Origin of the sequence: Brevundimonas sp. AAP58 (assembly GCF_001295975.1) — a bacterium.
Lineage (GTDB): Bacteria > Pseudomonadota > Alphaproteobacteria > Caulobacterales > Caulobacteraceae > Brevundimonas.
The window spans coordinates 1-1,269 of the sequence record NZ_LJHU01000120.1 but is presented as its reverse complement, the minus strand read 5'-3'; the positions used below and the strand labels follow the sequence as shown (position 1 = coordinate 1,269).

Genomic DNA, 1,269 nt, shown 5'->3' with positions numbered 1-1,269 from the left:
CAAAACAAAACCCCCGCCCTCGCGTGGAGGACGGGGGTCGTCGATGCGTCAGTCCCGAAGGCTTACGCCGCCAGCTTTTCGGCGTGCAGCGCGCGCTTGGGGATGTCGTAGCGGTCGTTCTCCATCACCTGGGTCCAGGCCTTGATGAAGGTGTTCAGGAACACCTCCTGGGACTGGCCCTCGGCGAAGACCTCGGCGATGGCGCGCAGCTGGGAGTTGGAGCCGAACACCAGGTCGGTGCGGGTCGCGGTCCAGCGCTGCTGGCCCGTGGCGCGGTCCGTGCCGACGAACAGCTCGTCCGACGTGTCGTCCACCTGCTTCCAGGCCGTCGACATGTCGAGCAGGTTGACGAAGAAATCGTTCGTCAGCTGGCCCGGACGGTCGGTGAACACGCCTTCCTTGGCGTCCTTGTGGTTGACGCCCAGCACGCGCAGGCCGCCGACCAGGGCCGTCATCTGCGGAGCCGTCAGACCCAGCAGCTGGGCCCGGTCGATCAGCAGTTCCTCGGTCGGGACGTTGAACTTGACCTGCAGATAGTTGCGGAAGCCGTCGGCGCGGGGCTCCAGAACCTTGAAGCTTTCCGCATCGGTCTGCTCCGCCGTGGCGTCGGTGCGGCCCGGCGTGAACGGCACGACGACATCGTGGCCGGCGGCCTTGGCCGCCTGCTCGATGCCGACCGAGCCGCCCAGCACGATCAGGTCCGCGATGGAGACGTTCAGGCCGGACTTGGCCTTGATGTCCTCATAGACGGCCAGGACCTTCGACAGCTTCTCGGGCTCGTTGACGTCCCAGCTGCGCTGCGGCTCCAGCCGGATGCGCGCGCCGTTGGCGCCGCCGCGGTGGTCCGACCCGCGCCAGGTCGCGGCCGAGGCCCACGCCGTGCGCACCAGGTCGGCGACCGAAAGGCCGGACGCCGCGATATGGTCCTTCAGCGTCTTGACGTCGGCGTCGGTCAGCTTCGGTCCCGTGTGGGCCGGGATCGGGTCCTGCCAGATCAGGTCTTCGGCGGGAACTTCCGGCCCGAGGTAGCGGATCTTGGGACCCATGTCGCGGTGGCACAGCTTGAACCAGGCGCGCGCGAACTGGTCGGCGAAGTAGGCCGGATCGGCCCGGAACTTCTCCATGATCTTGCGGTACTCGGGGTCGACCTTGAAGGCCATGTCGGCCGTGGTCATCATCGTCGGGACCTTCTTGCCCGGCGTGTGCGCGGCCGGGGCCAGGGTCTCGGGCGGGTTGCCGACCGGCTGCCACTGCTTGGCGCCGGCGGGG

The 1,269-nt window shown here is 68.3% G+C and carries 1 protein-coding gene; it reads right to left on the bottom strand.

Translation table 11 applies throughout. The features are described from left to right. Positions 1-62: 62 nt before the first annotated feature. Positions 63-1,269: peroxidase family protein (locus tag IP78_RS13885; RefSeq protein WP_304438540.1), on the bottom strand; the 1,207-nt coding region annotated here is incomplete at its 5' end.